This window comes from Dermatophilaceae bacterium Soc4.6, from assembly GCA_039889245.1.
Taxonomy (GTDB): Bacteria; Actinomycetota; Actinomycetes; order Actinomycetales; family Dermatophilaceae; genus Lapillicoccus.
This window is the reverse complement of record JAZGVH010000002.1, coordinates 4,395,773-4,421,764: the sequence shown is the minus strand read 5'-3', so window position 1 is coordinate 4,421,764 and position 25,992 is coordinate 4,395,773. Positions and strand designations below refer to the sequence as shown.

Below are 25,992 nucleotides of genomic sequence, written 5' to 3'. Positions count from 1 at the left end.
GAGCCCACGGTCAGCCGACGGCTACGTCATGGCCCGCCGGTCGGCGTCCTTGCGCCGGGTCAGCTCCGGCCGCACGCAGATCTCGGCGTCGAGCACATCGACCCCGCCCGACCAGGCGTTGACGGGGTTGAGGTGCACCCGCTCCAGCCTGGGCAGGTGGTCGGCGAGCGCCGAGACCCGCGAGACGAGGTCCGACAGGGCGGCCCGGTGCACCGGCATCGACCCCCGGTGGCCGTGCAGCAGCGGCGCCGCGCGGACGGACGAGATGAGGTCGGAGACGTCGACGTCGGTGAGCGGGGGGATGCGGTGGGCCACGTCCCCGAGCAGCTCGGTAGGGGGGCCGGCGACCGAGAAGCTCACGACCGGGCCGAAGAGCGGGTCCTCCTGGGTCGTGAGCACGCAGATCACCCCCGGGAGGGCCATCTGCTGCACGAGCAGGTCACCGGTGGCGAACGACCCCAGGCGCAGCCGCAGCGAGTCGACCGCGGCGCGCACGGCGTCGGGGCCCTCGAGGTCGACCCGCACCCCCGTCGAGCCGGTCTGGTGGCGCAGCACGGGCGACACGGTCTTGACCACCACGGGGTAGCCGAGCCCCTCGGCCGCGACCACGGCCTCGTCGGCTGTCAGCACGCGCTGCGCCGGCCACAGCCTCACCCCGTAGGCCGCGAGCAGCTCGGTCGCCTCCGCACGGGTGAGGGTGCGACCGTCGGGGTCCTGCGTGAGGACCCCCTCCACGACCGCCGTCGCCCGCTCGTGGTCGATGCCCACGGGATCCACCAGGTGACCGCGGTCGCGGTCGCGCCACGCGGCATACCGGGTCGCGGCAGCGAGGGCGCGCACCGCGTCCTCGGGCATGCCGTAGGCGGGCACCACCCGGCGGCGCAGGCCGTCGCCGCCGTCGGGCCGGGCCTCCAGCTGCTCGGTCACGCCGTGCATCCCGAGGAAGGTGGCCAGGCAGGGCTTGGCGGAGCAGGAGGAGACGTCGCGCACTGCGGCGACGACCTGGTCGTCGACCGTCTCGAGCGGGGGGATGAAACAGGTCAGCACGCTGTCGACCTCGGCGTCGGCGAACGCGGCGGTCAGGGCGGCCGAGAAGTCCTCCGCGTGCGCTCCTGACGGCAGGGAGACCGGACCGTGGGTGACCTCCAGACCCCAGCTGAGCGCCGCCTGGGCCGAGAGCGAGCCCAAGGCGTGGGAGTTGCCGACGATGGCCACGCGGCGACCGCGCGGCAGCGGCTGGTGCTGCAGCAGCTGCGCGACGTCGAAGAGCTGGTGGACGTTCTCGGTGCGGATGACCCCGGCCTGGCGCAGCATCGCGTCGAAGGCCTCGGGCGCCACCTTGGTGGGGCGGGTGCGGTGTCCGGGCGGGGCGCTGAAGGCCGAGACGCCCGAGGAGACGACGATGACCGGCTTGGCCCTGGACAGCTGACGGGCGATGCGGGAGAACTTGCGCGGGTTGCCCATCGACTCGAGGTAGAGCCCCACGACGTCGGTGTCGTCGTCGTCGATCCAGTACTGCATGAGGTCGTTGCCCGAGACGTCGGCGCGGTTGCCGGCCGAGACGAAGACGGAGACACCGAGGCCGCGGCGGCTGGCCGAGCCGAGGACGGCGATGCCCAGGGCGCCGCTCTGGGCGAAGAGGCCGAGCGTGCCGCGCCTCGGCACGTCGGTGGCGAGCGAGGCGTTCAGGCGCACGTCGGGGTGGGTGTTGATGACGCCGAACGAGTTGGGGCCCACGACCCGCAGACCACTGGCCCGGGCTCGACGGCGGAGCGACTCCTGGAGCAGGACGCCCTCCTCGCCGCTCTCGGCGAAACCGGCCGAGGCGACCAGCAGCGTGCGCACGCCGGCCCGGGCGCAGTCGTCGACCACGTCGAGCACCTTGTCGGCCGGCACGACGACGACGGCCAGGTCGACGGGCCCGGGCACGTCACCGACCGTGGGGTAGGCCGGGACCCCGAGGATCTCGCTGGCCTCGGGGTGGACGGCATGGAGCGGCCCGGTGAAGCCGCTCCCCTGCTGCCCGATGATGTTGCGCAGGAATCGATGACCGATCGCGTTGGGGCGCCTGCTCGCTCCGATGACGGCGACCGACCGGGGGAAGAGCACCGACCTCACGCTCATCGACTCGGCGCGGTGCTCGCGCTGCAGCCGCACGAGGGTCGACTGCTCGGTCGGGCGGATGTCGAAGGAGAGGGCGATGACGCCGTCCTCGAAGGCGTGGCTGACGTCGTAGCCGGCCTCGCGGAAGACGTTGAGCATCTTGCGGTTCTGCGGGAGGACCTCCGCGGTGAAGCGCTCGACACCGACCTCCTGCGCGATCATCGCCAGGTGCTCGAGCAGCACCGAGCCGACACCTCGGCCCTGGAAGTGGTCGCTGATGTTGAAGGCGACCTCGGCTGTGTCGTGCCCCTCCTGGTCGCCGTGGTCGATCTTGTCGATGCGGTCGAAGCGACCGACACCGACGATGTCGTCACGCACCGTCGCCACCAGCGCCACCCGGTCGTGGTGGTCGACGTGGGTGAACCGGTGGACGTCGCGCGCGCTCAGCTCGCGCAGCGGCGCGAAGAAGCGCAGGTAGGTCGACTCGGGCGACTGGCGCTTGTGGAAGGTCTGCAGGGCCTGCGCGTCGTCGGGACCGATCGGCCGCACGTGCGCGACCGACCCGTCGCGCAGGACGACGTCGGCCTCCCAGGCTGCGGGATAGACCGGCACGGGCAAGGCGTCCGGCGGGTCAGGGACCATGGCGCCATCGTCGCACGAAGCACCCCGTGCCAGCATCAGTCATGGAGTTCTCACACGTCGTCCGCAGCCGTCGCATGGTCAGACGCTACGACCCGGCGCGGCCGGTGCCGCCCGAGGTGCTGCAGGCGTGCTTCGAGAACGCCGTGCGCGCCCCCAGCGCCGGGTTCAGCCAGGGCTGGGACTTCGTGCTGCTGACCGAGCCGCCCGAGCGCACCGCCTTCTGGTCGGCGACCGCCGAGGACCTCGAGCAGCCGGACCGGTGGCTGTCCGGGATGATGAGCGCCCCGGTCGTGATCCTGTGCTGCTCGCACGAGGACGCCTACCTCGACCGCTACAGCGAGCCCGACAAGGGCTGGACCGACCGCGACGACGCCCGCTGGCCGGTGCCGTACTGGCACGTCGACACCGGGATGGCCTCGCTGCTGATCCTGCTGACCGCCGTCGACCACGGCCTGGGCGGCTGCTTCTTCGGCGTCCCGCCGGAGTGCCACGACGAGGTGCACCACACCTTCGCCATCCCCCGCGACCGCACCATCGTGGGTGCGGTCACCCTGGGGTATGCCGCCCCCGGCCCCCGCAGCCCGTCGCTGCGCCGGCACCGACGCACTGCCGACGAGGTGGTCCACCGGGGACGGTTCGGGTCGACGAGGTGATGACGGCCGGGCGTGGCGGGTGCGGACCGACGGACGTCGTGCGAGAGGATGAGACGCCGTGCCGGCAGCCCAGCCCACCGAGCCCACCGAGCCGCACGCGTCCCTGACCGACCAGCACAGGAGCTCCACCGCATGGCCCGTCGCAGCACCACCCCCCCACCCGACGACAGCCCGGTGGTCGAGAAGATCATCGACATCGACGTGGGCGACGAGATGCGCACCGCGTTCCTGGAGTACTCCTACTCCGTCATCTACTCGCGCGCCCTGCCCGACGCGCGCGACGGGCTCAAGCCGGTGCAACGCCGGATCCTCTACGGCATGAACGAGCTCGGGCTGCGGCCCGAGCGCGCCCACGTCAAGAGCCAGCGCGTCATCGGTGAGGTGATGGGCAAGTACCACCCGCACGGGGACCAGGCGATCTACGACGCGCTGGTGCGGATGGCGCAGCCCTTCACGATGCGCCTGCCGCTCATCGACGGGCACGGCAACTTCGGCTCGCTCGACGACGGTCCGGCCGCGGCCCGCTACACCGAGGCGCGGATGGCCTCGGCCGCCATGCTCATGGTCGGAGGGCTCGACGAGGACACCGTCGACTTCGTCCCCAACTACGACGACACCGAGACCCAGCCCGGGGTGCTGCCGGCGGCCTACCCCAACCTGCTCGTCAACGGGGCCAGCGGGATCGCGGTCGGCATGGCCACCAACATGGCCCCGCACAACCTCGGTGAGGTCATCGGTGCCGCCCGGCACCTCATCGCCCACCCGACCTGCTCCCTGGACGACCTCATGAGGTTCGTGCCCGGCCCCGACCTGCCGGGCGGCGGGCGGATCATCGGCCTCGACGGCATCCGCGATGCCTACCTCACCGGCCGTGGAGCGTTCCGCACGCGAGCCACCGTGCGCATCGAGAACGTCACACCGCGCCGCAAGGGCATCGTGGTCACCGAGCTGCCCTACCTCGTCGGCCCCGAGAAGGTCATCGAGAAGATCAAGGACATGGTGAACGCGAAGCGCCTCCTCGGCATCTCGGACGTCAAGGACCTCACCGACCGCTCGCACGGGATGCAGCTGGTCATCGAGGTCAAGAACGGCTTCAACCCCGACGCGGTGCTCGAGCAGCTCTACAAGCTGACGCCGATGGAGGACTCCTTCAACATCAACGCGGTCGCGCTCGTCGAGGGCCAGCCGCGCACGATGGGGCTGAAGGCGCTGCTCGAGGTCTACGTCGAGTTCCGCACCGGTGTCGTGCGCCGGCGCACGGCGTACCGGCTGCGTCGGGCGCAGGAGCAGCTGCACCTGGTGGACGGGCTCCTGACCGCCATCCTCGACATCGACGAGGTCATCCAGCTCATCCGCGGATCCGACGACACGGCCACCGCGCGAACCCGCCTGATGGAGGTCTTCGACCTCGACGAGATCCAGACGAACTACATCCTCGAGCTGCAGCTGCGCCGCCTGACCAAGTTCTCCCGCATCGAGCTCGAGAAGCAGCAGGACGAGCTGCGCGCGACGATCGAGGGCCTGAGGGCGATCCTCGACGACGAGAAGCTGCTGCTGCGCACCGTCTCGTCCGAGCTGGGCGACGTGGCGAAGGCGCACGGCACGCCGCGGCGCACCGTCCTGCTCGAGTCGGCCGGCAACCCCGTCGGCGCCACCGGCCCGTCGAACGCCCTGCCCCTCGAGGTCGCCGACGACCCGTGCTGGGTGCTGCTCTCGTCGACCGGGCTGCTCGCCCGCACGACCACCGACGAGCCGTTGTCGCTCGAGGGTGGGCGCAGCAAGCACGACGTGCTCGTCGGTGCGGTCCGCACCACGGTGCGCGGCGAGGTCGGGCTCGTCACCAGCGCCGGTCGGATGATCCGCCTCTCGGCGCTCGACCTGCCGACACTGCCCCCGACCGCTGGGGCGCCCGCACTGTCCGGCGGTGCGCCGCTGGCAGCCTACGTCGACCTGCCCCGCGGCGAGGAGCCGCTCACCCTCGCGTCCGTCGACCCTGATCGCCCCGGTCTCGCGCTGGGCACGGCCCAGGGGGTCGTCAAGCGGGTCACGACCGACTACCCCAAGGCCGCGGAGTTCGAGCTGATCGGGCTGAGGCCGGGCGACCGGGTCGTGGGGGCGGCCTCGGTCGTCGACGAGTCACACGACCTCGTCTTCGTCTCCAGCGACGCCCAGCTGCTGCGCTTCGCCGCCTCGGCCGTGCGCCCGCAGGGTCGCTCTGCGGGCGGGATGGCGGGCATCAAGCTGACGACCGGGCAGCGCGTGACCTTCTTCGGCGTCGTCGACCCCGGCTCCGACCCGCTGGTCGTCACGAGCAGCGGTGCGTCGGGGGCCCTGCCGGGCACCGAGGCCGGCAGCCTCAAGGTGACGCCGTATGCCGACTACCCCGCCAAGGGTCGGGCCACCGGGGGGGTGCGCTGCCACCGCTTCCTGCGGGGCGAGGACGCGCTGGTCCTGGCCTGGGTCGGCGGCCAGCCCGCACGGGCCGCTGCGGCCAACGGGGTCGCCGTCCAGCTGCCGACCGCCGACGGTCGCCGTGATGGCTCCGGCACCCCGGCACCCGCGGTCATCCACGCCGTGAGCGGGCCGCGCTGAGCGGGGTGAGCGGGGTGGCTCACGGACGCAGCGCCCCCGATGCGTGCTCGGTCGAGTGGGACGGCGCCGAGGGCGAGACCGCCTGGGGCACAGCGGCGCCCGCGACCTTCTGGGTGGCGCTGGAGCAGAACGGCCCCTGGGGCCGCACGGCCGTCACGCAGTCGCGGATGGACCCCGGTGTCGGCCGTCGCCTGGAGCGGGGGTGCGCCGAGCGGGGCGGCCGGCTCACCCTGCTACGCGCCCCCGGGGAGCACGCCGAGCACCCGGGCGCCTCGCACCGGGTCTTCCTGGGGTGGACCGGCACGGCCAGCGCCCCGGCCTTCCTGCTGGGCACGAGCGTGTCGGACCCGTCCGATCTCGACGTCGTCGACCTCGACGCCCTGGCCCGGGGCGACCGTACAGCTGTGGTGGCCAGCCTCCCGTCACTCAGGGAGACGCCCCCGGTGCTCATCGTGTGCACGAACGGGCGGCGCGACGTCTGCTGCGCCGTGCGCGGGCGTCCCGTCGCCCTCGCCGGCCACTGGTCCCACCCCGGCCGGGTCTGGGAGTGCTCGCACACCGGTGGGCACCGCTTCTCCCCCACCGGCGTCCTGCTGCCCTGGGGACGCACCCTGGGCCGCCTCGACGACCGCCTCGTCACGGAGGCGTTGCGGGCAGCCGACGACGGCGCGCTGGCGCCCCGACTGCTGGGGCCCTGGCACGACCGCGGGAGCAGCGCCCTGCCCGCCCGCGAGCAGGTAGCGGAGTCCGCCGTCCGCGCGCTCCTCGGTGAGACTCGCCCAGCGCTGATGGAGACGACGCTCGTGGAGCCGGCTGAGACCCCGGCCGGCGTTGCTGCCCGGGTCGAGGTCGGGCACCCTGACGGGCGCCGGTGGCACGTCGACCTGCGCATCGTCGACGGCCACGCAAGACGCAACTCCTGCGGCGAGGACGCGGTCGCGGCCCGCACCTGGGGCGCGACCGTCACGAGTGCCTCAGCCGAGGAGGACTAGCCGGGCACGGGCCCTGTCGAGCGGCCGGCACACCGGTGCCGGTCAGCGACCGAGCAGCCCACCCAGGGCGCCGCCGACCCCCGACTGCTCGCCGCCGCCCGTGCCGCCGATCAGACCCCCGGGTGGCAGCTCGGAGGGCTGGACCACGACGAAGCCCTGGCCCGAGAACTCCAGGGTGAAGCGCTCCCCCGTGCTGCGGCCGATCAGGGTGCCGAAATTGAGCGAGTCGTTGCTCTTGACCGAGGTGCGCAGGCTCGAGCTCCACGCCACCGCGGCCTGCGGGTCGGCGAAGGTCGGCTGGTCGACGGTGAGCACGACCGGGATGCCGTCGGTCGTGATGGCGATGCGGCCGCGGCCGGTGAAGACGCAGTTGAAGAAGCCGGCGTTGCCGCCCGCTGCCGCGCCCCGCACCCGCTCGATGGTGTAGGAGAGCGTGGGCTCGAAGGCGAGGACGTTGGCCCCGTTGATGGTCAGCCCGTCGTTGCCGTCGAGGTCGATGAGGTGCACGTCTGCGGCGGCGTTGGCGAGGAAGAGGTCACCGCGCCCGGACACCTTCATCAGGGGGACGCCCTCCCCCGTCAGCGTCCGGCGGATGAGGTTGCCCATGCCCCCGGCCCCGAGGGCCTGGAAGCGCAGGTCGCCCTGGTAGGCGACCATCGAGCCCGATCGGGCCATGACCTCACCGGCCATCGTGACCTTGCACATCTTGGAGCCCTGCTTCTGCAGGCCCGGCTCGGACACCTCGGCGTAGCCGGGGGCGAACAGCTCGCTCTTCATGGGGGAGGCTCCTGAGGTCTGGGTCGGGGTGTGGGTCGGGGTGTGGGTCGGGGTCGAGATCGGCGCTGGGCCCGAGACGATGGCCGGGGCGGGCACCGGTGGCGGCCCGGAGGAGGGCGGGTCGTCGACCACGATGCCGAACTCCCGCGCGATCGCGGCGAGCCCGTCGTCGTAGCCCTGCCCCACCGCCCGCACCTTCCACTGCCCCTGGCGCCGGTAGACCTCGACGCAGACGACGGCCGACTCGCTGGTCAGGCCGGTGAGATCGAACCGGATCTCGTCGGAGACCGTCGTGCTGACCGGCCCGGCCGCAGCGAAGGTCGCCGGACCCGAGCCATCGAGGCTGGCCGTGACGACGACCCGGTCCACGTCGTCGGGCAGCGACCGCGTGTCGATGCGCACGACCCGTCCGTCGTAGGCCACCCCGGGCCCGGTCGGGTTGTTGAAGAAGACGAGGTCGGCGTCAGTGCGCACCGCGCCCGTCGCGCCGAGCAGCAGGGCCGACACGTCGACGGCACAGGAGGTGACCACGGTGACCACGAGGCTGTCGGAGGGGACAGGACAGTTCTCCCCACGCGCGAGACTCTTCACGACTCCACCCTAGGGGCTGGTCGCGACGCTCAACCAGTCAGCCGAGGTCGTCGCTGGCTCGCGTCAGGGCGGCCAGGTCGTCGGCGCTCAGGTGGACCGCGGCCGAGTCGACCAGCGGCTGCACCTGCGTGAGGGTGCGAGCGCTCGCGATGGGGGCACCGACCGGGTCCTGCTCGCGCAGCCAGGCCAGGGCGACGGCCGCGACGGAGGTGGCGTGGGCAGCAGCGACCTCGTCGAGCACGCGGAGCAGAGCGGTGGCCCCCGGCCGGGTCAGGTAGGCCGACGCGCTGCCCGAGCGCACCGACGTCACGTCCTGCCCCGGGCGGTACTTCCCCGTGAGGAAGCCGCTGGCGAGCGAGGAGTAGGGCAGTTGCGTGATCCCGCGCTCGCGCAGGGTCGGCACGAGGTCGGTCTCGATGCTGCGCTCGACGAGGTTCCAGAGGTTCTGCGCCACGGTGAACGGCGTGGAGCCCTGTGCCGCTGCGATGTCCAGTGCCGAGGAGAGCCGGGTCGCGGAGAAGTTGGAGGCACCGACCTCACGCACCTTGCCCGCCCTGACCAGGGCGTCGAAGGCGCTCACGTAGTCCTCCTGCGGGACCGACTCGTCGTCGCGGTGGGCGTAGTAGAGGTCGATGTGGTCGGTCTGGAGGCGCCGCAGCGAGTCGTCGACGGCCGCGGCGATGTTGGCGGCAGACAGCCCCGCACGGTCGTGCTTGCCGAAGACCTTGGTGTGCACCTGCACCCGGTCGCGGCTGCCACGGGACGTCATCCACTCACCGATGATCGTCTCGGACTCGCCCCCGCTGTTGCCCGGCACCCGCTGCATGTAGGAGTCGGCCGTGTCGATGGCCACCCCGCCGCTCTCGAGGAAGGCGTCGAGCACGGCGAAGCTGGTGTCACGGTCAGCCGTCCAGCCGAACACGTTGCCGCCGAGCACGAGGGATCCGAAGTCGAGTGAGGTCACGCTGAGAGCAACCGCCTGCGATGGCTGGCCCATTCCCCGACTGACCGCCGTGACGACGCACGCCCCGGGTCACCAGGGTTTGTCGACCGGCGGGCTCGAGGCGCCGCTCGCGTCGCGGTCCCCCTGGGCGCCCTGGGCGCGTTGCGCCTGGTTGTCCTTGGTCTGCTGGTCGAGCTGCTGCTCCTTGTCGCTGCCGGGCTGCTGGGGGTCCTGACCTGGCTGCGGGTCCTGGCCGGGCTGAGGCTGCACCGCGGCGTCGGCCTTCTGCTGGACCCGGCTCTGGGCGTCCTGCAGCTGCTGACCCGTCCCCTGCCCCGCCGGCCGGAAGCACCCGGCCGGGGCTCCGGTCGCGACCTCGGTGAGCCGGTCGTCGTAGGGCTTGGCGGCGGCCGCACCGGACGCCGACCGGGCGGCGTCGCCGAGCCTCTCGAGCGAGAGGACGAGGTTGACCCGCACCTCGCAGGCCTCGAGGCCGTCGGGGGGCGCCTGCGTCAGAGCCTGCTCGAAGCGAGCCCGCGCGGTGTCGACGTCGCCCGCCAGCACGGCGGCGTCACCCAGCGCGAAGGGTGCCTTGTGAGGCTCGAGCAGGTTGAGGAAGCCCATCCGGTCACCGGCCTGCTCGAGGCCCGTGATGCTGCCGCCGGCGTAGGCGGTCTGGGCCTGCTGGCCGGCGGCCAGCATGGTCAGCAGCTTGAGGGCGACCAGCAGCGCCGCGACGACCACCGGTGCCGACCACCCGACCAGCCGCTTGCGACGGGCGAGGCGGGCGGCCCGTGCGGGCCTCGACTCGGCATCGTCCGGCTCGCGTTTGGCGGGCCCTGCGACGGGGAGCGGAGAGGTGGTCGTCGTCATGGCTGACCTCCGGTCGGTGCTGGAGTCCTGGTCGTGGTCCTGGTCGGGGGCCGAGCGTCACGCAGTCGCACCGCTGCCAGGGTCGCGGCCAGCTCCCACGCCGCCACCAGGGCGAGGGCCAGCAGGGCCACCCAGTAGAGCTCGACCCGGCCTGCGGTGGTGCCACCGACCGATGGCACCGACGGCGTGGCGGCGACCTGCCCGAGGCGCACCGAGTCGAGGACCGGCGCGTCCTGCGGCGAGGTCCGGTGAAGGTAGGGCACCCCGAGCTGCTGGGCGATGCCCTGCAGCGCCTTCTCGTCGATCACCGACCGCGCTGGCTGACCGGTGGCGGGGTCGGTGATGTAGGCGTCCCGGCGGGTGCCCGACTCCTTCATCGGCCCGCCGGTTCTGGTGCCGTAGCCCAGCACCGCGCCGCCGCTGACGAGGTCACCGCCCATCGCGAAGGGAGCGGGCGTCGCCGAAGCCGTCTGCTCGCCGTCGCCGAGGTAGAAGACCAGTCGGGCGCGGTCCGGGTGAGCCTGCTGGTCACGCTGGAGGGCGGCGTCGAGGTCGGGGGCGGCGACCGTGATGCTCGAGCCCTGTGAGTAGGTGGAGGTCTCGACCTGCAGCACGTCCATCGCCGTCGCGAGCGCCTGCGAGTCGCTGGTGAGCGGCAGCCTGGTCACGGTCTCGTGGTCGAAGGTGAGCAGGGAGTAACGCGCTCCGGCGAGACCGGTGGCGATGGCGGCGACGTCGGACCTGACCCCGTCGAGACGTGTCCGGGCACCGTCGTAGTCCTCCGCGGCGCTCGACGAGGTCGTGTCGACGAGGAAGAAGACATCGAGGTCGGTGGCCGTGGTCGTGACCGTCCCCCCGGGCAGCCCCGGGCGCAGCGCCGCGACGAGCAGCAGCACGATGGCAGCGCTGCGTCGGAGCCGGCCCCCGAGCGGCTGGGGCGCCTCCGAGGAACCGGGCGGCCACCACACGAGCAGCCCTCCGACCGCGACGAGCAGCAGCAGGAGCGGCCAGGAGGCCACGGGCAGGAGGGTCACGGACGCCACCGGAGCCTCCGGACGAGCAGGAGCAGGCCGAGGGCGAGGGCTCCGAGGCCGATCAGCCCGGCCGGGCCGTCGGTGACCACGAGCTGCGGGGCCGAGGGGATGCGGCCGGCCTCGCGGGAGCTGACCTGGCGCAGGAGGTCGGGCACGGCTCCGAGGTCGGTGAGCGGGTAGTAGACTCCGCCCGTGGCCTTGACCACCGACGCCATCTCGGCTGCCGGCGACGAGGCCGGGCTGTCGGAGGGGTTGAGCCCGTAGACCTGGATACCGCCACGCTGGGCCAGCGCGCCGGCCTCGGGGAGGCTGAAGAGCGAGCGGCCGGCCGCTTCGTTGTCGGTGGCGAGGATGATCGACCGGGCCCGCGTGAGCTCGGGGTGGTCGAAGCTGCGGGCGCAGGTCGCGAGCCCGTCACCGATGAGCGAGCTGCCGTTGCCGTTGAGGGTGCCGGCGAAGAAGCTGTCGGTCGGGTCGAGGGTGTCGAGGGCGTCGGCCGCCCGGCTCAGCTCGGTGCGGACGAACTCGTAGTCGTCGGTGAGCGGGAAGACCGGCACCGCCGTGCTGTTGAAGATCACCAACGAGATCCGCTCGCCGCGGAAGCCGTCGGCCAGCTGCTGGAAGGTCGAGATGACCTGCGCGTCGACGTCGATCATCGACCCGGAGACGTCGAGGCACAGCACGATGTCGCGGTTCTCCTGGCTGCGGGAGACCACGGACCGGTCCTGGGGCCGGGCCGCACCGACGATCGCTGCGACCCCGAGGACGAGCGCCAGACCGGCGACGCACACGGCAGTCAGCCGCTGGCGCACGACCGCCCTGCGGAACTCCGGCAGGCGGCGCAGCAGCGCCGTGTTGGCCACGGCCACGGTGCCCCGCTCCCGACGCCGGCGCAGCAGCCACCACAGCGCCAGGGCGACGACCGCGAAACCGACGCCTGCCGGCCCGAGCACCCACGGCTGCCTCAGCTCCACCGTCGCACCGCCTCACGGGCAGCGACGGCCGCGTCGGTCACGCTCGCCGACTGCTCGGGCCCGAACTCGACCGGGTAGAGCCGGAGCACCACATCGGTCACCGGATCGAGCCGGCGGTTGCCGCTGCGGCCGAGCTCGGTGAGCGTCATCATCGGGGCGTTGACGCCTGAGGCCGCCTGCACGAACTCGCGCACCACGGTGCTGAGCTCCTGGTGCCCCGCCCGCTGGCTCACCCGCCCCTCTGTCACCTCGCGCACCACCTCGTCGATCCGGGCCAGGCAAGCGGTCTTGAGCCGGGCCAGCCGGGCGTCGGAGGCGAGCGGCGGGGGCGGCGGGGTTGGCGGAGTGGGCCGGGTCAGACGCCACACCACGACGTACCACCCGACGACGGTGAGCAGGACGGCCAGGCTGACGACCAGCCAGATCCCGGAGTAGGTCATCGGGGGGTAGAACCCGCCGTCAGCGCCCACGGCGTCGCTGCCTCTGCAGGAGTCGGAAGACCGCGCTCACCGCGTGGTCGCTGTCCCCGACCCGGGTGTGCCCGATCCCGAGGTGGTCGAGGGTGCGCTCGAGCTGGTCGCGCCGCTCCTGCACCGCCACCCCGTAGGCCGCGCGCAGACGCGCGTCGAAACGCACCTCAGGGGGCAGGAGGGCGTCGTCGAGGACGTCGTACGCGTGCTCGCCGGGACCGGCCGTGGTGGGGTCGGCATCCTCGATGACCACCCAGAGGATCTCGTGCTGGGCGAGCAGGCGGCGTACGAGCCGCTCGGTCTCACCCGTGAGGTCCTGGTCGTCGGCGACGACGACGAGCAGCATCCGCTGGCGGTAGGTGTCGGCGACGTAGCGCAGCTGGTCGACCAGCCGGCTGGCGCCGGAGTCGAGTGTCGTGCGCCCGTCGACCTCGCGCAGGAGGCGCTCGAGGTGCGCCTCCGAGCTCCTGCTCGGGTGGGGCCTGGTGCCGGTGGCATCCCCTTCGACCAGACCGACGGTGTCTCCGTGCCGCAACGCCAGGTAGCCGAGCACCCCGCAGACCATGACCGCCACCGACGACTTGGCCTCGCCGCTGGCGGCCAGGGCCGCCATGCCGCGACCGGTATCGACCACGAGGACGACCTTCTGCTTGCGGTTGGCGACGTAGCGCTTGACCAGCGGCGAGCCGTGTCGGGCCGTGGCCTTCCAGTCGATGTCACGCACCTCGTCACCCGGGACGTACTCGCGCAGGTCGTCGTAGTCGAGGCTGCGGCCGCGGAACACGGAGGAGTACTCACCGTCGAGCAGGCCCCAGGTCTTGCGATGGGCCACGATGAAGAGCTTGCTCTTCACCCGGGTCAGCAGTGCGGTCATGAGGGGCCCGGTGCCCGTCAGGGCGTGCGCACGGTGGCGACGAGGGCGTCGACGACGGACTCCACGGGGACACCCTCGGCGATCGCCTCGAAGCCCAGCACCACGCGGTGGCGCAGCACGCGGTGGGCCAGGGCCTTGACGTCGTCGGGCACGACGTGGTCACGGCCGGCCAGCATGGCCCGGGCACGGGCGGCCTGGACGAAGGCGATGCTGCCACGAGGACTGGCCCCGAACTCGATGTAGCGCGCCAGGGTGGGGTCGATGTAGAGCTCGGCGTGACGCGTGACGTAGACGATGCCGACGGCATACCGCACGATCGCCGGGTCGGCGTAGACCCGACGGGTCAGGGCCTGGAGCCGCTCGACGTCGCCGAGGGAGACCACCGGGCTCGCCGGTGTGTCGAAGACGCCGGCGTCGATCCGGTGCAGGACCTCGGCCTCCTCCTCGAGGGTGGGGTAGTCGAGGACGTCCTTGAGCATGAAGCGGTCGAGCTGCGCCTCCGGAAGGGGGTAGGTCCCCTCCTGCTCGATGGGGTTCTGGGTGGCGAGGACCAGGAAGGGCTGCGGCAGGGGGTGCATCCGCCCGCCAATCGAGGTCTGTCGCTCCTGCATCGCCTCGAGCATCGCCGACTGGGTCTTGGCGCTCGATCGGTTGATCTCGTCGAGCAGGACGAAGTTGGCGTGGACGGGGCCGAGGTGGGTCTCGAAGCTGGCCTTCCCGGCGTCGTAGACCTGGGTGCCGACGATGTCGCTGGGCAGCAGGTCGGGCGTGCACTGGATGCGGGTGAAGCTGCCCGTCACCGTGCGGGCCAGGGTCGAGGCCGCGGTCGTCTTGGCCAGGCCCGGCACCGACTCGAGCAGGATGTGGCCACCGGTCAGCAGGCCGATGAGCAGGCTCTCCTGCAGGCGCGCCTGCCCCACGACCTTGGCCCCGAACGCCTGCGAGACGGACCGCAGCGTGCGCTGGGCCCAGTCGACCTCGTCGCGTGACAGGGCCGGTCCGGCAGGTGAGGTCGCGACAGAGCCTGGAGCCGCGGACGCTGCGGGGGTCTGCTCGAGCACCGGGCCGCGCGGACCGTCGTCGTCCATGGATGTGCTCTCCCCTGCGGTCACGTGCGGTCGGGTGCCTGGTCGCGCCACGCGTGGCGACGGGTCGTCGGTCCCCCTCATCGTAAAGGGGGGTACCTGGGCGCCGGGGCGCGCCCTGAGGTCAGGCGTCGATGCGGGCGCGGTCGAGCCCGGCGGCGGAGTCGATGATGAAGTCCTTGCGGGGGCCGACCTCGTTCCCCATGAGCAGCTCGAAGACCGACTCGGCCGCCTCGGCCTCGGTGAGGGTGACCCGGCGCAGGGTGCGGTGGCGCGGGTCCATCGTCGTGTCGGCCAGCTGGTCGGCATCCATCTCGCCGAGGCCCTTGTAGCGCTGCGGCGGCTCCTTGATGCGCTTGCCGCGCTTCTCGATCGAGGCGCGCGTGCGGCGCATCTCGGCCTCGTTGTAGGTGTAGACGTAGTCGTTCTTCTTGCCCTGGTTGATGACCTCGAGCCGGTGCAGCGGCGGGATCGCGGCATAGACCCGGCCGGCATCCACGAGGGGGCGCATGTAGCGGAAGAAGAGGGTGAGCAGCAGGGTGCGGATGTGCGCGCCGTCCACGTCGGCGTCGCTCATGATGATGATCTTGCCGTAGCGGGCAGAGTCGAGGTCGAAGGACCGGCCCGACCCTGCCCCGACCACCTGGATGATCGCCGCGCACTCGGCGTTCTTGAGCATGTCGGCCACCGAGGCCTTCTGCACGTTGAGGATCTTGCCGCGGATGGGCAGCAGGGCCTGGTAGTCGCTGGAGCGGGCCAGCTTCGCGGTGCCGAGGGCGCTGTCGCCCTCGACGATGAACAGCTCCGACCGCTCGACGTCGTGGGTGCGGCAGTCGGCGAGCTTGGCCGGGAGCGACGACGACTCCAGCGCCGTCTTGCGACGCTGCGTCTCCTTGTGCATGCGCGCGCTGATGCGCGACTTCATCTCGGCGACGACCTTCTCCAGCAGGAGCCTCGAGGCTGCCTTGTCGCCCCGCTTGGGGTTGGTGATCCGCTCGGTCAGCTCCTGCTCGACCACCCGCGACACGATCGCGCGCACCGCCGAGGTGCCGAGCACCTCCTTGGTCTGGCCCTCGAACTGCGGCTCGGCCAGGCGCACCGTGACGACCGCGGTCATCCCCGCCGCGATGTCGTCCTTCTCGACCTTGTCGCTGCCGACCTTGAGCGTGCGCGAGTTGACCTCGAGCTGCTTGCGGAAGACCTTCAGCAGCGCCTGCTCGAAGCCGGCCACGTGGGTGCCGCCCTTGGGCGTGGTGATGATGTTGACGAACGACTGCATCCGGGTGTCGTAGCCGGTGCCCCAGCGGATCGCGATGTCGACGACGCACTCGCGCTCGAGCTCGGTGGGGGTCATCCTGCCGGTGGCGTCGAGGATCGGCACCGTCTCACGGAAGGTGCCAGAGCCCTGCAGGCTCCAGACGTCGGTGACGGCCGCGTCCGGAGCGAGGAACTCGACGAACTCGGCGATCCCCCCGTCGTGGTGGAACACCTCCTCGCTGGCCGCGTCGGCCCCCGGCGTGCCCGGCAGGCGGCGCTCGTCGCGGACGACGAGCTGCAGTCCCGGGATCAGGAACGACGTCTGGCGGGCGCGGTCGGCCAGCTGGTCGTAGTCGAGCTCGGAGCCGGCCTCGAAGATCTGATGGTCCGGCCAGAAGCGGATGCGGCTGCCGGTGACACCCCGCCCGGCCTTGCCGACGATGCGCAGCTCGCTCCCGGCCACGAAGGGCGCGAAGGGCGACTCCGGTGACGGCTCTCCGCCGCCGTCGTCGAAGACGCCCGGCTCGCCACGGCGAAAGCTCATGCCGTAGGTCTTGCCGGCGCGGTCGACCTCGACGTCGAGGCGCCCGGACAGGGCGTTGACGACCGAGGCGCCGACGCCGTGCAGACCGCCGGTCGCGGCATACGAGCTGCCACCGAACTTGCCGCCGGCGTGGAGCTTGGTGAAGACGACCTCGACACCGGTCAGCCCCGTGCGGGGCTCGATGTCGACCGGGATGCCGCGCCCGCGGTCGCGCACCTCGACCGAGCGGTCGGCGTAGAGCACCACGTCGATGCGCTCCCCCTGACCGGCCAGTGCCTCGTCGACCGCGTTGTCGATGACCTCCCAGAGGCAGTGCATCAGCCCCTTCTGGTCGCGCGAGCCGATGTACATCCCCGGACGCTTGCGCACCGCCTCGAGCCCCTCGAGGACCTGCAGGTGACGGGCGGTGTAGGCGCCGGTGTCGGTGGAGCGTGCGGGGGTGGACAACAGGAGAGCCTTCTTCGTCGGGGGCAGGCGTCGGACTCGGGCAGCGTATCCGGCCCCTGTGACAGCGTCGGTGAGCCACGCCATCCATCCACTGCCACTGCCACGAATGCCCTGTACGGACATCACCCGAACGGGTGGTTGGCGTACGGCAGACGGCTCGGACCGCGGTCAATGCCCCCCGGGAAGAGACTCACGTGTTTGACTGTTCGTACGGCAGACGGGTGACGCAAGCCAGCGTCACCAGGTGGACGTCATAGAGATATGACCCTCCGGATGTGGCACCACCGACCGTAGACCGCATCCGGGACCGACACAGACGAGAGAAGGCAGACGTGAACACGACTTTGGCCCCGAGCCTCAGCGCAGCGGACCGTTGCGACCGTTGCGGCGCCCAGGCCTACATTCGCGCCCGCCTCACGAGCGGCGGAGAGCTGCTCTTCTGCGCCCACCACGGGCGTCAGCACCTGCCACAGCTGCAGGAGAAGGCGAGCGAGATCCAGGACGAGAGCAACCGCCTCTCGGCCAAGGAGTCGGAGGCAGCCGCCCGCTGACGGATGCGCGCCTCGAGCCTCCTTCACGACCTCTTCCCGTGACCTCTCTCACAGCGGCGACTGCCGCGCAGTGATGTCGACGGGGCCTAGGACTGGTCGGTGTGCCCGGGTCAGAGTGTGGGTGCGAGCTCGTCGCCCCACCCCTGACCCGGGCACACTGCTGTCCAGCCTCGCCCGGGTCGGCGTGGGGCCCGGGGGGGCGAGGTCTCCGTGACGGTCACGCTCCTCGCCGCGACCCTGATGGCCGTAGGTCTGGTCGGCATCGTCGTGCCGGTGTTGCCGGGCCTCGTGCTGGTCATCGGTGGCGTGGTCGTGTGGGCCGCCCTGCACCCTGACCATCGCGCGTGGGCCGTCGTGGCGGTCGCGCTCGTGCCGTTCGTCGCTGGCATGGTGGCGAAGTACCTCGTGCCCGGGCGGCGCCTCAAGGTCGCCGGCGTCGGGCCGTGGACGCTCGGGGCGGCGGTGGTGCTCGCGGTGGGACTGGGGGTGGTGATCCCGCTCGTCGGAGTGCCGCTCGGCTTCGTCGGGGGGATCTTCGCGATCGAGGCCGTGCGTCAGCGCGACCTCGGGAAGTCGTGGCGGGTCACCCGGTCAGCCTTGGCCGCGGTCGGGATCTCGATGCTCATCGAGCTGGCCGCAGGCGGGGCCATCATCACGGCGTGGGTCAGCGGACTGCTCCTCCTGGGCACCGGCTGAGACCTGAGAAGGAAGCAGGTGGTGACTCAGGTCACCAGCTGTCGTTGCGCCGACGGTCCCAACGGGCCTCGATGCGCTGCATGAATCCCTGGCGGCCCGCGCCAGCGCGGTTCTTCCCGCCCGCTGCGGTCTTGCGCACCGTGCCGTCAGCGCCCACGGCGCCGACGACGGCCTTGCGGGTGGGCGTGAAGGCATAGGCACCTCCGGCGACCATGAGCGCGAAGCCGACAGCACCGAGCCAGATCAGCATGTTGAGCACGGAGAGGACCACGAGAGCGAGCCCGGCGACGACACCCAAGCCACCGAGAAGCATCCGCCGCTTGTTCTGGTGCAACCCGTGGTTCGTGATGTGGGTGGCAAAGCGGGGGTCCTCGGCATACAAGGCCTGCTCCATCTGCTGGAGGACCTTCTGCTCGTGTTCCGACAGCGGCACCGTCAAACCTCCCTCACCGACACTGGCCTACATCATTAAGACGTCTGGCGACCCGACAAGGTTCGCCGGAGCGCAGAGGTCTCTTACCCTCTCTTGATCACTGTAAGTCCTCGGGCGCGGCCAGCGCGACAGTGCCCCGGACTTGGTCTCGTCACACCCGGCTGCCTCACGGCGGGGGGACGGCTCGGCCCGTGCGTCCGGGAGGCACCGGAGGTCTGGAGGGTCCGGCGCGACCAGAGGGTCCGGAGCGTCCGGGCACGCCTGGCTCACGCACGAGGGCAGCCGGACGCACCGCCCCGGCCCCGAAGCGGGCGCTGGCGCGGTCGACGGCCCGGTCGGCGTCCCGCCACCCGAAGTCGGGCTCGTCGAGGGTGGCCTGGATGGGGGCGCCCGCCGCCTCGGTGAGGCCCTCCATCCGGACCCCCACGAGCCGGATCCGGGCCCGCTGCAGACCGAGCGCGTCGAAGAGGGAGCGGGCGGTGGCGTAGAGGTCGCGTGAGACGTCGGTGGGGTCGCGCAGGGTCCGCGACCTGGTGATCGTGGTGAAGTCGGCGAACCTCACCTTGACCGTGACCGTGCGCCCGACGAGACCGGCGGACCGCACCCGGGCTGCCGTCCGGTCGCTCAGCCGCAGCAGCTCGCGGTGGATGACGACGGGGTCGTCGACGTCGTGCCCGAACGTCTCGTCCGAGCCGATGCTCTTCTCGCGCTGCTGACGCACCACCGCCCGCTCGTCGCGACCCCAGGCGAGCTGGTGCAGGTGGGTGCCGGTGCCGTCACCCAGCGCGGTGCGCAGGGTCTCGACCGGAGTGTGCGCGATGTCGGCGACCGTGCGCAGCCCCAGTCGCTGCAGGACCTCCTCGGTGCGCTCACCCACTCCCCACAGGGCACCGACGGGCAGCTGGTGGAGGAAACCGAGCACCTCGGCGACGGGGACGACGATCATCCCGTCGGGCTTGGCCAGACCGGAGGCGAGCTTGGCGACGAACTTCGTGGACGCCACCCCGACGGAGCAGGTGATGCCCTGCTCGTCAGCGATGGCGTCGCGCAGCTGCTGGGCGATGTGGGCAGGGGGACCGAGCCGCCGTCGAGCTCCCGAGACCTCGAGAAACGCCTCGTCGAGGGAGAGTGGCTCGACGACGTCGGTGACCGAGTGGAAGGTCGCCATGATCGCCTCGGAGATCTGGGCGTAGCGCGTGAAGTCCGGCTGGATCACGACCGCCTGGGGGCACAGCCGCCGCGCCCGGGACATCGGCATCGCCGAGGTGACCCCGAACCGCCGGGCCTCGTAGGTCGCGGACAGCACGACCGAGCGACCCCCGCCGCCGATGATGACGGGGCGCCCCCGCAGCTCGGGCCGGTCGATGAGCGACGCCGAGGCGTAGAAGGCGTCCATGTCGACGTGCAGCACCGTGCAGCCGGTGTCGTCGGGCTCACCGTCAGCCGTGCGTCGGGGCGCCGTGAACTGTCGCCGGCTCATCGCTGCCTCCGGGGCCGCACCGCGGTGGGGCGGGCCTCAGGTCGAGCGCGCGACGGCGTGGAGGTGGGCGCCCAGGCCACCGAGGACGGCGCCGTGGTCGGGGTGGGTGGAGACGGCCTGCTCCAGCGCGAGGAAGGCCGACTGGTCGGACGGGTCGTCGAGGGCCCCCGCTGGCAGGAGGTCACCGAAGACCCGTACGCCCTGCAGCCGCTGGACGACCAGCCCGGCGTCCTCGAGGAGCCGGCGCAGGCCGGCGAGGTCGAACCGGCGCGGCAGCGGGTCGGCGGCACCCCACCGACCGTCGGCGCTGACGAGCAGCTCGAGCGCCGCCCCGACGTCACCCGCGAGCACCTTGGCCAGGACCGCGGCGAGGCGCCCCGGGACGGTGACCGAGAGATGACCGCCCGGCGCGAGCACCCCGGCGGCGGCGGTGAGGGTGGCGGCCGGGTCGTCGACGACCTCGAGGACCCCGTGACAGCACACCAGGTCGTAGGGCCCGGCGAGACGAGTGGGCTCGGTGGGCTCGGTGGGCTCGGGGCCGACGAGGGGGCTGGTGCCCACGAGCGAGTCGGCGTCGCCCTGCAGGGCGGTGACCCGGTCGGCGACCCCGGACTCGGCAGCCCGACGGGTGAGCGCGGCCAGGGCATCGGGGCTGGGGTCGAGCACGGTGACGGCGTGACCGAGCTCGGCCAGTCGCACGGCGAGACCGCCGGTGCCGCCGCCGAGGTCGAGGACCTGGAGAGGACGACCCAGTCGGGCCTGCTCACCGGTGACGAGGTCGTCGACGGCGGTCGACACCGCGTGGTTGCGCAAGGACGCCGCCCCCACACGCCCTGACGAGCGCCGTTCGTCGGCCATGAGGATCCTTCTCCGCCCTTCGCAGCATGCTGGTGGTCTGGTCGCAACACTAGTGCCCCGAGCTTCCGGGGCTGGAGTGCCACAGCTTGCGAGGAGGCAGGCCGAGCAGCCCGGTGTCGTCGGGCACGACCGAGGGATCGGACAGCTCGCGTGACGACCGGGAACCGGACCCCGCCGGCTTGATGTCGGCGTAGGGGGACTGGACGAACCCCGATGCGTGCACGAGCACTCGACGGGTGTGCACCCCGTCGACGACGTGCCCGACCCCACCGGGAGCCGTGCCGCTCGGCACCTGACGGGAGGGCGCCGAGGCGGCGGCGGCAGCAGCCGGGGCAGCAGCAGGAGCAGGAGCAGGTGAGGCTGACGTGGTGGGGATGCTGCGTGGGCCACCGCCCATGCCGCCGGCGCGACCGCGACGGCCCACACCGCCGGGTCGGACGTCGGCGTACGGGTGGTCGGCGGGGTCCGAGCCGGCCTCGTGGTCGCTCCCAGCCTCGCGGCCTCCCCCCGAGCGCGACACGGCTGCGGGGACGGGCAGCGCACGACCGTCGGCCTCCTGCGCTGCCGTGAGGGCGGCGGCACTGCGGCTCACCGCCTCCTCGTCAGCAGCGCGGAGAGACTGGTGGACGGCCTCGATCCCGCCGCGGGTCCAGGCCTCCCAGAGCCCGGACAGCTCCCAGGCTCCGGTCGCTCGGACCGAGACCCCTCGTGGGCCCGTGCGCCGCAGCACCCCCCGCACGAGGAGCATCCAGGAGTGGAAGACGGTGCTGGCGTAAGGGCCCTGGACGTCCTCGAAGAACGTGGCGTCGGCAGGCCCGGTCGCATCGTCGAGGGTGAGGAAGACCACCCGCCGCCCCGAGCGGACCGGTGGCGTCTGGGTGGCGACCTTGACCCCCGCGACCCAGACCTCACCCCGGTTACGGGCGGTGAGCAGGTCGCGCGAGCGGGTGACTCCGAGGGCGTCGAGCATCGGGACGTAGAAGTCGACGATGTGGGCGCTGGCGTCGAGCCCGAGGATGTCGAGCTCGGCCCTGACCCGCTCGGGGCCCGTCATCTCCGGCAGCCCCGAGCTGCGCTCGAGACGAGGGGTGTCGCCGAGGTCGAGCGTCAGCTGGGTGGCGTGCTGGTCGGCCGGGACCACGGGTCGGGCAGATCGGGACTGGAGGGCCGCGAGCCGGGCGACGTCCTCCCCTGCTCCTGCTCCTGCTCCTGCTCCTCCCTCCCCGTCCTCTCCTTCCTCGCGGACCCGGCTCGTCACCACGGTGCGCGCCGATGCGGACGCCGCCACGACCCGGGGCCGGGCGCGACCCGAGCCCGAGCGCGACCACCGGTCGAGCTCGGCGACGTGCAGGAGCAGGTCGCGGCGGGTCACCCGACCTCGACGCCCCGGGCCGGAGGCGATGGCCCGCTGCGGAGTGAGCGAGCCGATGCCGTAGACGGCATCGAACCCCCCGGCGAGCACAAGCCGCTCGACCGTCGGGCGGGAGACCTGGGCCCGTCGCCAGAAGTCGGCGAGGCCCGCATAGGGCTGGCCGGCCACGATGCGGGCCACCTCGGCGGCGCTGATGCCCTTGACGTCCGACAGGGACAGGCGGATGCCGTGGGCACTGCCGTCCGGCAGGTCGGGGTGCTGGCCGACGTGACCCGACGGCGTGCCGGAGAGACCGGACGGGGCATCGGGTGCGGTGCCGGGAGTGGCGCTGCCGTCGCCGTGAGGTCCGTGGTCGACCCGCTCGACGACGTAGGCACCGGTCGAGGCGTTGACGTCGAGACCGAGGACCGCGATCCCGAGGCTGCGGGCGTCATCGAGGATGAGCCTCTTGGGATACATCCCCGGGTCGTGGGTGAGCACCCCGGAGAGGAAGGCCGCCGGGTGATGGGTCTTCAGCCACGCCGACTGGTAGGTCGGGAGCGCGAACGCCGCCGCGTGCGCCTTGCAGAACCCGAACGACGCGAAGGCCTTGAGGACCTCCCAGATGCGGTCGCAGTCGGCGGGGTCGTACCCCCGGGCCAGGGCGGCCGGGCGCCACCAGGCCTCGAGCTGCTGCTGCCCCGCGGGGGACCCCATCCCCCGGCGCACCTCGTCGGCCTGGGCGAGGGTGACGCCCGTCGTCTCGGCGACGATGAGCAGCACCTGCTCGTGGAAGACGACGACACCCTCGGTCTCGCGCAGCGCCGGGATGAGCGTCGGATGGAGGAACTGCGGCTCGGCCCAGCCCTGCCGGGCGTTGAGGAACGGGACGATCATGTCGGACTTCACCGGCCCGGGACGGAAGAGGGAGATGTCGGTGATGAGGTCCTCGAAGGTCCGGGGGCCGAACTTGCCGATGAGCTCCCGCTGGCCGGGGCTCTCGATCTGGAAGCAGCCCAGGGTGTGGGCCGTGCGGATGAGTCGGAAGGTCGCCTCGTCGTCGAGAGCCACCTGGGTGCGGTCGTCGAGGTCGACCTCCACCTGCTCGACGAGGCGGACCTGCTCGACGGCGTGAGCCATCGCCGACTGCATCCGGATGCCGAGGATGTCGAGCTTGAGCAGCCCGAGGGCCTCGACGTCGTCCTTGTCGAACTGGCTCATGGGGAAGCCGGCATAGCTGGCCTCGATCGGGGTGCGGTCGAGCAGCCCGGAGTTGGACAGGACCACCCCGCACGGGTGGAGGGCGATGTGCCGGGGCAGACCGTCGAGACGCTCGACGAGGTCGAGCATCAGGTCGAGACGCGGGGCGTTCAGGCCGCTCGCACGCAGCTCGGGCAGGTCGGCGATGGCGTGGCGGACGTTGCGGGCCGAGATGTGGGGAAACGCCTTGGCCATCGCGTCGACCTCGGTGGGAGGCAGGCCCAGCGCGGCCCCGACGTCGCGGATCGCGTGACGCACCCGGTAGCTGTCCATCATCGAGACGCAGGTGACCCGCTCACCACCGAAGTGCTCGAGGACCCGCTCGTAGATCTCGGTGCGCCGGGCCGCCTCGACGTCGATGTCGATGTCGGGCAGCTGCGCCCGCAGGGGGGAGCAGAAGCGCTCCATGAGCAGTCCGTAGCGCAGCGGGTCGACCCCCGAGATGCCGAGGAGGTAGTTGACGAGCGACCCCGCGCCCGAACCCCGGGCGGCGACCCGGACCCCCATCTCGCGGATGAGGTCGACGACGATGGCGACGGTGAGGAAGTAGGTGGGATACCCCAACCCACCGATCACCTCGAGCTCGTCGGCGAGCCGGGCCTCGACACCGGCGAGCTCGGACGGGCTGCTCGTGGGGTAGCACTGACCGACGGCGGCGCGGCACCGCTGGGTGAGGACGTCCTGCGGGTCGTCAGAGGGGGCGATGCCGAGGACCGACTGCTCGGGCAGGTGCACGCTGCCGATGCCGAGGTCGAGGGCGGGGTCGAGAGCGCACTCCTGCGCCAGCTCGACCGTCGACGCGAGCAGCGCCGACGCGCCCTCCCTGGCGACCACCCCTCCGCCGCTGATGCCGGGCCCCGAGGCCTGGAGGATGTCGCAGGCCACGGCATACATCGCCGGGGTGGGACCGAGGTGGCCGGCCGTGGTCACCCGGTCGAGGTGCCGCACGTCGAGGGCGACGAGCCGACGGGCCGCGTCGAGGACGTCGACCGTCGCGGCCTCGCTGGGGTCGGCGTGCCGCACGGCGGCGGTGAGGACGACGCGGATGCCGTGCTCACGGGCCAGGGCGTAGAGACGGGCCGCGTGACCGAGGCTGGCCGGGGTGCCCTCCGGCCCGCCGTGGCACACGACCTCGATGGCCAGGGCGTCGTGCGGCAGGAGCGCCTGCCACCGAGCCAGGGCGGCCCGGGCCAGGTCGCGTCGCCGGGCCAGTGCTGCCCGGCCGACGTCGGAGTCGGGCCCGAGCAGGACGACGAGCGGGCTCGGACCTGCACCGGAGGGACCCGGGGAGCGGGCGTGCTCGGCGAGCAGGTCGGGACTCGTCACCGGCTCCCCCCGCCCACCGGCGAGGTGGGTGCGGGTGACGAGGCGGCACAGTCGCCCCCAGCCTGCTCCGGGGTCGAGACCGAGACGACGTCCGCGGGCGAGCACGGTCACCCGCGGCAGCCGGGCGTCCACGGCGGCCCCACCCCGGGTCGGGGTGCGCCCGGTCTCGCGCACCCTGGAGCCGGCCGGCGTCCGCGCAGCCGGGGGTGGCACCGCGCCTCCGGCCCGTCGTCCCCATCCCGACCCCCCAGCCCCGGTCAGGCCGGTCGTGCCGGTCAGGCCGGTCAGGCCGGCGGACCCGTCCCACATCCCTGGCCCGCCCCGGTCACGGCCTCCCGACCGGCGAGCGGGGGCCGTCACGTGCACGGCGAGGTCGACACCGAGGATCGGGGCGACTCCTGCCGCCTCGCAGGCCTGGACGAACCGCACCGCGCCGTAGAGCCCGTCACGGTCGGTGAGGGCGAGCGCCGGCTGACCCCAGGCGGCGGCCCGCTCGACGAGGGCGGCGGGGGTCGACGCGCCGTACTGCAAGGAGTAGCCCGAGGCGACGTGGAGGTGGACGAAGGTGTCGTGCACAGGGTCATCAGCCGTCCTGGCCCCGGGCAGAGGACTGCCCGAGGGAGACGGGTGCGAGGTAGTCGGGCAGCCGATCGGCCCGGAGCACCCCGAGGCTGTCCTGGACGATCTCGAGGAAGACCTCCGCCTGACGCAGCAGGTCGTCGGCCTCCCGGGCGCTGGGGGCTCCCCCGCGCTCGACGACGACCCGGCGCCGGGCCGACCCGGCGAAGAAGGTGGCCCACTCGGTCAGCTCCGGCGCGACGACCGGCAGGACCTCCCACACGCTGCGCGGACGAGAGCGACCGGTGGCCGCACTGCGGGCCGAGAGCAGAGCCGCAGCTGCCCGCAGCGCTCCGAGGTGGGCCTCGAGGTAGCGCTCGGCGCCGTCGCCGGTGCGGCACGCGAGCAGCAGGCTGCCGCGGGCTCGGTCGAGCAGCTCCAGGGTCGTCGCGGCCACGGGAGGGCGACGACCGACGTCAGCGGTCAACGTCGTCCGACCCCGCCGGGCCGCGGCGGCCCTCGGGCTCGTGTGGTGGGTGCTCATACCTGGTCCTCTTCCTCGGGGCGGTCGTTCGGGCCCGCGGCGGCTGGTGCCGGGGGGTGCCCTCACGGGCGGTGCTCGGGCGCG

General features: G+C 72.6%; 20 protein-coding genes. 5 read left to right on the top strand and 15 right to left on the bottom strand.

What is annotated here, in order from left to right; genetic code table 11:
- Positions 1 to 21: 21 nt before the first annotated feature.
- Complete coding sequence (locus tag V3N99_20665; protein ID MEO3939142.1) at positions 22 to 2,745, bottom strand: GNAT family N-acetyltransferase; 2,724 nt, start codon at positions 2,743 to 2,745, stop codon at positions 22 to 24.
- 41 nt (positions 2,746 to 2,786) lie between these two features.
- On the opposite strand from V3N99_20665, the gene V3N99_20660 reads away from it, so the two are divergent.
- From V3N99_20660 to V3N99_20650, 3 genes are all read left to right on the top strand, one after another.
- Positions 2,787 to 3,398 carry a nitroreductase family protein gene (locus V3N99_20660; GenBank protein MEO3939141.1) on the top strand — a complete coding sequence of 204 codons (612 nt, stop codon included), beginning with the start codon at positions 2,787 to 2,789 and terminating at the stop codon, positions 3,396 to 3,398.
- Between the two features lie 132 nt (positions 3,399 to 3,530).
- Positions 3,531 to 5,990, top strand: coding sequence for a DNA topoisomerase IV subunit A (locus V3N99_20655; protein ID MEO3939140.1), 2,460 nt, complete (start codon positions 3,531 to 3,533; stop codon positions 5,988 to 5,990).
- Between the two features lie 14 nt (positions 5,991 to 6,004).
- A complete protein-coding gene (locus V3N99_20650) occupies positions 6,005 to 6,982 on the top strand; it encodes a sucrase ferredoxin (GenBank protein ID MEO3939139.1) in 978 nt (325 codons plus the stop codon).
- Between the two features lie 42 nt (positions 6,983 to 7,024).
- On the opposite strand, the gene V3N99_20645 is transcribed toward V3N99_20650, so the two are convergent.
- The 9 genes from V3N99_20645 to V3N99_20605 form a co-directional block, all read right to left on the bottom strand.
- Positions 7,025 to 8,350 (bottom strand): AIM24 family protein, encoded by a 1,326-nt coding sequence (locus V3N99_20645; protein ID MEO3939138.1) that lies wholly within the window; start codon positions 8,348 to 8,350, stop codon positions 7,025 to 7,027.
- Between the two features lie 37 nt (positions 8,351 to 8,387).
- Entirely contained in the window at positions 8,388 to 9,314 is a 927-nt protein-coding gene (locus tag V3N99_20640; GenBank protein ID MEO3939137.1) for an aldo/keto reductase, read from the bottom strand.
- A gap of 69 nt (positions 9,315 to 9,383) precedes the next feature.
- Positions 9,384 to 10,166: a hypothetical protein gene (locus V3N99_20635; GenBank protein ID MEO3939136.1), complete on the bottom strand. Its 783-nt coding sequence runs from the start codon at positions 10,164 to 10,166 to the stop codon at positions 9,384 to 9,386.
- Entirely contained in the window at positions 10,163 to 11,200 is a 1,038-nt protein-coding gene (locus V3N99_20630) for a VWA domain-containing protein (protein MEO3939135.1), read from the bottom strand. The genes V3N99_20635 and V3N99_20630 overlap by 4 nt, the downstream gene beginning before the upstream one ends.
- The gene (locus tag V3N99_20625) at positions 11,197 to 12,174 is read right to left on the bottom strand and encodes a VWA domain-containing protein (GenBank protein ID MEO3939134.1); all 978 of its coding nucleotides are present in this window, start codon (positions 12,172 to 12,174) and stop codon (positions 11,197 to 11,199) included. The genes V3N99_20630 and V3N99_20625 overlap by 4 nt, the downstream gene beginning before the upstream one ends.
- Entirely contained in the window at positions 12,165 to 12,644 is a 480-nt protein-coding gene (locus V3N99_20620) for a hypothetical protein (protein ID MEO3939133.1), read from the bottom strand. Before V3N99_20620 ends, V3N99_20625 begins: the two co-directional genes overlap by 10 nt.
- Positions 12,634 to 13,518, bottom strand: a complete 885-nt coding sequence (locus tag V3N99_20615; GenBank protein MEO3939132.1) for a DUF58 domain-containing protein — start codon at positions 13,516 to 13,518, stop codon at positions 12,634 to 12,636. The genes V3N99_20620 and V3N99_20615 overlap by 11 nt, the downstream gene beginning before the upstream one ends.
- Before the next feature lie 17 nt (positions 13,519 to 13,535).
- Positions 13,536 to 14,606, bottom strand: a complete 1,071-nt coding sequence (locus V3N99_20610) for an AAA family ATPase (GenBank protein MEO3939131.1) — start codon at positions 14,604 to 14,606, stop codon at positions 13,536 to 13,538.
- 121 nt (positions 14,607 to 14,727) lie between these two features.
- Positions 14,728 to 16,851 carry a DNA topoisomerase IV subunit B gene (locus V3N99_20605; GenBank protein ID MEO3939130.1) on the bottom strand — a complete coding sequence of 708 codons (2,124 nt, stop codon included), beginning with the start codon at positions 16,849 to 16,851 and terminating at the stop codon, positions 14,728 to 14,730.
- Between the two features lie 332 nt (positions 16,852 to 17,183).
- Here V3N99_20605 and V3N99_20600 point away from each other — a divergent pair, with 332 nt between their 5' ends.
- A complete protein-coding gene (locus V3N99_20600) occupies positions 17,184 to 17,402 on the top strand; it encodes a hypothetical protein (protein MEO3939129.1) in 219 nt (72 codons plus the stop codon).
- Between the two features lie 210 nt (positions 17,403 to 17,612).
- The gene (locus V3N99_20595) at positions 17,613 to 18,098 is read left to right on the top strand and encodes a DUF456 domain-containing protein (protein MEO3939128.1); all 486 of its coding nucleotides are present in this window, start codon (positions 17,613 to 17,615) and stop codon (positions 18,096 to 18,098) included.
- Positions 18,099 to 18,129: 31 nt separating this feature from the next.
- Here V3N99_20595 and V3N99_20590 read toward each other — a convergent pair whose 3' ends face one another.
- From V3N99_20590 to V3N99_20570, 5 genes are all read right to left on the bottom strand, one after another.
- Complete coding sequence (locus V3N99_20590; GenBank protein MEO3939127.1) at positions 18,130 to 18,531, bottom strand: DUF3040 domain-containing protein; 402 nt, start codon at positions 18,529 to 18,531, stop codon at positions 18,130 to 18,132.
- 166 nt (positions 18,532 to 18,697) lie between these two features.
- On the bottom strand, positions 18,698 to 20,011 hold the full coding sequence (dinB, locus tag V3N99_20585; protein ID MEO3939126.1) for a DNA polymerase IV: 1,314 nt from the start codon (positions 20,009 to 20,011) through the stop codon (positions 18,698 to 18,700).
- A 36-nt stretch (positions 20,012 to 20,047) separates the two neighbouring features.
- Positions 20,048 to 20,869 carry a methyltransferase domain-containing protein gene (locus tag V3N99_20580; protein ID MEO3939125.1) on the bottom strand — a complete coding sequence of 274 codons (822 nt, stop codon included), beginning with the start codon at positions 20,867 to 20,869 and terminating at the stop codon, positions 20,048 to 20,050.
- A 49-nt stretch (positions 20,870 to 20,918) separates the two neighbouring features.
- Entirely contained in the window at positions 20,919 to 25,382 is a 4,464-nt protein-coding gene (locus tag V3N99_20575; GenBank protein ID MEO3939124.1) for a PHP domain-containing protein, read from the bottom strand.
- 7 nt (positions 25,383 to 25,389) lie between these two features.
- Positions 25,390 to 25,908 (bottom strand): SAV_6107 family HEPN domain-containing protein, encoded by a 519-nt coding sequence (locus V3N99_20570; protein MEO3939123.1) that lies wholly within the window; start codon positions 25,906 to 25,908, stop codon positions 25,390 to 25,392.
- Positions 25,909 to 25,992: the final 84 nt, after the last annotated feature.

Coding starts and splice junctions, on each gene's coding strand:
- V3N99_20655 (MEO3939140.1), top strand. CDS start 3,531: ATGGCCCGTCGCAGCACCACCCCCCCACCCGACGACAGCCCGGTGGTC.
- V3N99_20570 (MEO3939123.1), bottom strand. CDS start 25,908: ATGAGCACCCACCACACGAGCCCGAGGGCCGCCGCGGCCCGGCGGGGT.
- V3N99_20635 (MEO3939136.1), bottom strand. CDS start 10,166: ATGACGACGACCACCTCTCCGCTCCCCGTCGCAGGGCCCGCCAAACGC.
- V3N99_20665 (MEO3939142.1), bottom strand. CDS start 2,745: ATGGTCCCTGACCCGCCGGACGCCTTGCCCGTGCCGGTCTATCCCGCA.
- V3N99_20615 (MEO3939132.1), bottom strand. CDS start 13,518: ATGACCGCACTGCTGACCCGGGTGAAGAGCAAGCTCTTCATCGTGGCC.
- V3N99_20610 (MEO3939131.1), bottom strand. CDS start 14,606: ATGGACGACGACGGTCCGCGCGGCCCGGTGCTCGAGCAGACCCCCGCA.
- dinB (MEO3939126.1), bottom strand. CDS start 20,011: ATGAGCCGGCGACAGTTCACGGCGCCCCGACGCACGGCTGACGGTGAG.
- V3N99_20660 (MEO3939141.1), top strand. CDS start 2,787: ATGGAGTTCTCACACGTCGTCCGCAGCCGTCGCATGGTCAGACGCTAC.
- V3N99_20580 (MEO3939125.1), bottom strand. CDS start 20,869: ATGGCCGACGAACGGCGCTCGTCAGGGCGTGTGGGGGCGGCGTCCTTG.